Source organism: Microcoleus sp. PH2017_35_SFW_U_B (assembly GCF_020737865.1).
Taxonomy (GTDB): Bacteria; Cyanobacteriota; Cyanobacteriia; order Cyanobacteriales; family Microcoleaceae; genus Microcoleus.
The window spans coordinates 26,429-31,807 of record NZ_JAEQDE010000110.1 but is presented as its reverse complement, the minus strand read 5'-3'; the positions used below and the strand labels follow the sequence as shown (position 1 = coordinate 31,807).

The following is a 5,379-nucleotide window of genomic DNA, read 5'->3' as shown; positions in this document are numbered from 1 at the left end:
CCTTACCCGATTACCCACTATTTTTAAAGCTTGACCAGGATAGGAAACTTGGTACATCGCCCCTTTAGTTCTGTACTTGGGTAGCCTCGGTTTTTGATTAAGCTCTCCTTTCTTGGCTAACTTTTGTAGGGTTCGGAAAGAACTAAAGGATTCAGCGACTGATTTTAAAGATTGTTGCGCGACTTGCGAGTAGAGTAAGCCGTAATTCTCGTTGCCTTTGGCAATTTTGTACAAATCTGGGTATTTAATTGCACCTTTGTCCTTAAAGTACCGTTGCCGACTTTCGTAAGTCCCGACATTAAACAGATTGTTTGACCACCTCAACAGTTGCTCGACAATGATTTTGTCGAGTCCTGTTAAATGCCAAAGGTCTCTTTGTACTGCGTACATCTTTTTTTACCCTCCTTGATTGATTTTACTAGAATTGGTAAATATTTAACTGGCAGGATCAATCCTGCAATGCCCTTTCATCCCTGGACTAAAGTCCCAGGGTTTTCACGGTATTTCTTATAAAACGATGACAAACCAGCTAAATTTAACATGGACAGAGGCTGGGGTTCGTCAAACTCAGACGATTCTAAACGAACAGCCAAGCAAAAACCCGGGAAGCGTGAGACTCGGACGCGACCCAGCGCAGTGCGATATAGTATTTTCGGATTCGAGCGTATCGGGGTTGCACGTCGAAATATTTTTTAATCGCGAATTGCAGGAGTATGCAGTGCGGAATTTGCGCGACAGCAATCCGCCCCTGGTAGACGGAAAAATTCTCGCCTCGGGCGAAGCAATATTGAAATCCGACAGCCGCATCCATTTAGGCCAAGTGGAAATCGAGGTGAATGTAACTGAGGTGCACTTAGCCGCGCCGCTGACAGTTTTGCTTGGGGCGCCTCCGGTGCAAATTTCTTCCCCGCCGACGCAGCCTTCTATTTACGGTTTGCAGTGTCCCAAGTGCAGCCGCGTTTCGCCTTACGCGCAGTTGAGTGCGGGGTGTCCGTGGTGCGGTACTTCTTTGGCGGCGGCGGCGAGTGTGGTGCTGTCTCCTTGAGGGAAGAGAAAAAGCCAGAATCGCGCGATCGCTCTTTTGTTCGATCGCGCGATCGCCAATGCTAGGATCGTGCTGGCAACGGCATCTAATTTTTACTTCCTGACACTTTTGGGACTGCATTCAATCGAAAATCTCAAATATCAGGGGCGAAATAACGAGAAATCTACAGATATTCTCGGTTTCTAGCCCCCATGCACCTAAAACTATTAAAGTTTTTGAGATAGGCCCCGAGATCAAATCAAATCTCTCAAATTCAAAAATCTTTTTTCCCAGAAAGCTCAAAGCCGACGGCTGATGTTTAAAAAATAATAATGAATCCTCAACCCTTGCACCTGCGACTTACTTGGAAAGATACAGCTACGGGGGATTGTCGCTCCCCGATACTCGAATTGCCCATCGCTTTGGGACGTATTTTTGAAGGTATGCCCTCCACCATCAACGGTGAGCGAGTTTCTCGAATTCCCCTCAAAAGCAGTCAAGTGTCTCGGTTTCACGCTGTGATTGCCACCGAAGGCGACAGTATTGTAGTTACTGACACCGGCAGTCGCAACGGTACTTTTGTCAACGGCACCCGCCAAACCCGGTGCGTGCTGGCAAATGGCGATATGCTGCAAATCGGGCCCTACAAGATAGCCATTTCATTTACTGTTAATTCCACAGAAACCCAGTCTGTCAATTCTCACATTTTCTTTAACCCGCAGACCAATAGGCCAGACCCCGCGTTGGGGCAGCCCATGGTGTCGCCGGTGCCTCAAACAAATAGTAGGGGAGAATTTCCGCCGATCGCATTTTTGCAGGCAAATCAAGTCACAATGCGATCGATCCAATCTATGGGACTCCCGGTTGAAGAAATTGATTGGGCTGCTGTTGGTGGCGGTTTGGGCAGCTTGATTTGGGTGGATTTGCTGAGAATTTGCGGCGTGAAGGTCGATCGAATTGCCGTTCTGGGCATGGAAGAGCAACCTTACGCCCGTTACCGTCGGTTGTGCCTGAATTCTCAAATTCCGCTCAGGGAAAGGCTGCGATCGAATTCTGACTCGTGTCCAGACAACATTTGGGGCTGGCCTCCCTATGCTGTGCGGGAAGCTTGGCAGGAATTGCGGAAAGGGCGGTTGATGGTGTCGCTGAAGTTGATGTGGCAGGTGTTTGCGGAACCGACTTTTGCCGAAACTTATACGCCGCGCGCCGGAAATGTGTTTGATTCGATTGACAGGGAAACTGTGCGTATCGGGTGGAATCAGATGTTTCGCTACGGGAGAGTGCGGGCGATTCGCCAGACAGATGACGGTAGGTACGCGATCGCTTATTCTCGATCGAATGCCAACCAGCGCGATCGTGCTTTTTTAATCGCCAAATACGTACACTTAGCCACCGGCTATCCCGCCATTCAATTTTTGCCCGACTTGCAAGAATATCGCGAAAAAACCCAGGATTTTGAGTCCGTTGTCAACGCTTACGAAAGTCACGACGGCGTTTACGAAAAGTTGGAGGCGAGGGGCGGCAGCGTTTTAATTAGAGGGCGGGGAATTGTGGCTTCGCGGGTGGTGCAGCGAATTTATGAAGCGCGACAGCGAAATGCCAACATTCAAGTATTGCATTTGATGCGATCGCCCAAACCTCAAGGTAACAAATTTAACCTCACCGTGCGAGTCGTCGAAAATCACTATGAATTTCAACCTTTCAACTGGCCCAAAGCCTGTTGGGGCGGCGAACTCCGCGTACTTTTGGAAAAAGCCAAACCCGAATTTCGCCCGCAGTTTCTCGGAGACTGGGGCGGCACTACCACAGCCAATCGCAGCGACTGGCGGCGGATAGTCAAAGAAGGTTTAAGTCAAGGATGGTATCAAATTACCTTCGGGGAAGTCGAGCGAGTCGAGCGCGACAGTCAAAACCGCACCGTGACTTACATTCAAGAAAAGGATCTCAAAGGGCAAATTAAGTTACAAGCTGATTTTATTATTGACGCGACAGGTTTGGACGCTAAGGTAAAAACCAGTCCCCTGTTAGAGGATTTGGTAATTCAATACAATCTTCCCCTCAACAATTTGGGGCGTTTGAGTGTTAACAACGATTTTGAAGTGCCCGAATTGCGGAACGCCTCCCCCAACAACCCAGAAGGGCGGGTGTACGCAGCGGGCGCGATTACTTTGGGCGGGCCTTACGCGCCCGTAGACAGCTTTTTGGGCTTGCAATACGCCGCCCTGCGTTCCGTTGAAAGTCTGGCCGCTAACGGAGTTCCGGGTGTTGGGAAATTGAGCGTTTGGCGATCGTTCCTACAATGGTCAAAGTGGATTTTAAATAAATCTCCCGGCTAAATTGAAAAAGTTCGGTAACGGATTTTGTAGCGGATTTAACGGATGTAAAAGAGCTTCGCATTCAACCTCAAATCCCAATCCCCAATCCCCAATTCAAAATCACCAATTCAAAATCGCCAATCCCCAATCCAAAATTCAAAATCCCCAATCTAAAATCCAAAATCTAAAATCTAAAATCGAATGACCCCCACCTTATTCGGCCGCTGGCAAACTCGGTTACTGCTATTTGCAACCATCGGCGTTTTAGTAACCCTGCCATTTTTTCTAGGTTTAATCACTTCCACATCAGGTGCAATCTTTTTCTTAATTTTAGGTTATGTAGCAATTTTTGGCATCGGCTGGGATATCTTATATATCTACATCCAGCAGTTTCGCTGGGATCGAGATTGGCCCGGCGCATTTCAATTAATCGCCGGGATTTGGGAAGCACTTTTTGTGTTATTTTTCATCAAAATTATCGGTTTGCCGGGAATACCGCGAGAAAATTTTGACTTAACAGCTTTTGCATTGCATTACAGTTTAGTGTGGCTGGCTATTTATCTAGCATCGCAAACACTGATGCGGATTTTCTTTCCCTACTGGCGTTTCCGAGGCGGCCAATGGTTTTAAGAATAGAGTTGAATTTCATAAATCTTTGAGGAGAGAAGGAAACCGCAGATGTCAGGCAGATTGACGCAGATGAACGCAGATATTTTTGAGAGAGGAAAGCGCATGAAGACAATGTTGTTGTCTAATAGTTTTGACCAGGGAAACGGCACTGCCGTGTCCGGCGCGGGGTTCTGCGACTTTTAGCAATAGTCAGGTGCAAGCCCAACCGAATTTATAGTAAGCTTAGTTTAAAATAACTGGGATGATTTAATGTACCGTTCTCCCTGTATATTCTCCTTTTTTTCCGGTTCGGGATTCCTTGACCTCGGTTTTGAATTAAATGGGTTTCATGTAGCCTATGTCAATGAAATTTTCCCACCTTTCATGCAAGCATACCGCTACTCTCGGCAGTGCCTGAATTTGCCGCTACCAGAATACGGATACTGCGAAGGCGAGGAAGCAGATGTCACTCAACTTGTAGGGGGAAAACCAGCTTCTCGCCTGCGGGAATTGATGCAGGATGCCCGCCAGCATCACGATATTGTGGGATTTATCGCTGGGCCGCCTTGTCCAGACTTTTCTGTGGGTGGTAAAAACCGAGGGCAGGAAGGAGATAAAGGCAAACTTTCAGCTTCCTACATTGAATTGATTTGCCAGCAGCAGCCGGATTTCTTTTTGTTTGAAAATGTCAAAGGTTTGTGGAGGACAAAAAAACATAAAGCTTTTTACGACGAACTCAAGCTTAAGTTGGCTGATTCGGAATATTTTTTTGTGGAACGTTTAATAAATGCGATCGAATATGGAGTACCGCAGGATAGAGACCGAATTATTTTGATTGGCTTTAAAAAAAATCTTGTCAAAAATCTGGGGATTATTCTAGATGAAACCAGCCCAATGTTACCTGAAAATTTATTCCCCTGGGAAACTCAGATATTATATCCCAAATCAGAAGTTTTTTGTCATCATTGGTCTGAAAGAAATGCTTTTGTACGCGATGGTTTTTTGCCTTGTCCCGATGGCATCACCCAAGAATTAACAGTTGAGTTTTGGTTTCAAAAAAATGATGTTCTCAACCATCCCAACGCTGAACATTATTTTGAACCAAGAGCAGGTATTAAAAGGTTTGCTGAGGTCGATGAGGGAGACGATTCAAAAAAATCTTTCAAGCGCCTGCACCGCTGGCGTTATTCGCCGACTGCTTGTTACGGTAATAACGAAGTTCACTTGCACCCTTACAAAGTTCGCAGGCTTTCTGTTGCTGAAACACTAGCTATTCAGTCTCTACCAAAAGAGTTTGCACTGCCGGATAATATGACATTGACGAATATGTTTAAAACAGTTGGAAATGGAGTTCCTTACTTGGCTGGGCAAGGTATTGCTAAAACTATTTTACATTTTTTACAATCTAAATAAATATCATAGGTTTGTAGT

At 46.2% G+C, this 5,379-nt stretch carries 4 protein-coding genes and 1 pseudogene; 4 read left to right on the top strand and 1 reads right to left on the bottom strand.

Going from position 1 to position 5,379, the window contains the following annotated elements; all coding sequences use genetic code 11:
- Positions 1 to 390 (bottom strand): annotated as a pseudogene (locus JGK36_RS27770) (RNA-guided endonuclease TnpB family protein); the annotation flags it as partial.
- Between the two features lie 127 nt (positions 391 to 517).
- Here JGK36_RS27770 and JGK36_RS27765 point away from each other — a divergent pair.
- The 4 genes from JGK36_RS27765 (at position 518) to JGK36_RS27750 (ending at position 5,361) form a co-directional block, all read left to right on the top strand.
- A complete protein-coding gene (locus JGK36_RS27765; RefSeq protein ID WP_293198081.1) occupies positions 518 to 1,045 on the top strand; it encodes an FHA domain-containing protein in 528 nt (175 codons plus the stop codon).
- Between the two features lie 311 nt (positions 1,046 to 1,356).
- The gene (locus JGK36_RS27760) at positions 1,357 to 3,360 is read left to right on the top strand and encodes an FHA domain-containing protein (RefSeq protein WP_293184425.1); all 2,004 of its coding nucleotides are present in this window, start codon (positions 1,357 to 1,359) and stop codon (positions 3,358 to 3,360) included.
- 180 nt (positions 3,361 to 3,540) lie between these two features.
- Entirely contained in the window at positions 3,541 to 3,969 is a 429-nt protein-coding gene (locus JGK36_RS27755; RefSeq protein WP_293184427.1) for a hypothetical protein, read from the top strand.
- 249 nt (positions 3,970 to 4,218) lie between these two features.
- Entirely contained in the window at positions 4,219 to 5,361 is a 1,143-nt protein-coding gene (locus tag JGK36_RS27750) for a DNA cytosine methyltransferase (protein ID WP_293201217.1), read from the top strand.
- Positions 5,362 to 5,379: the final 18 nt, after the last annotated feature.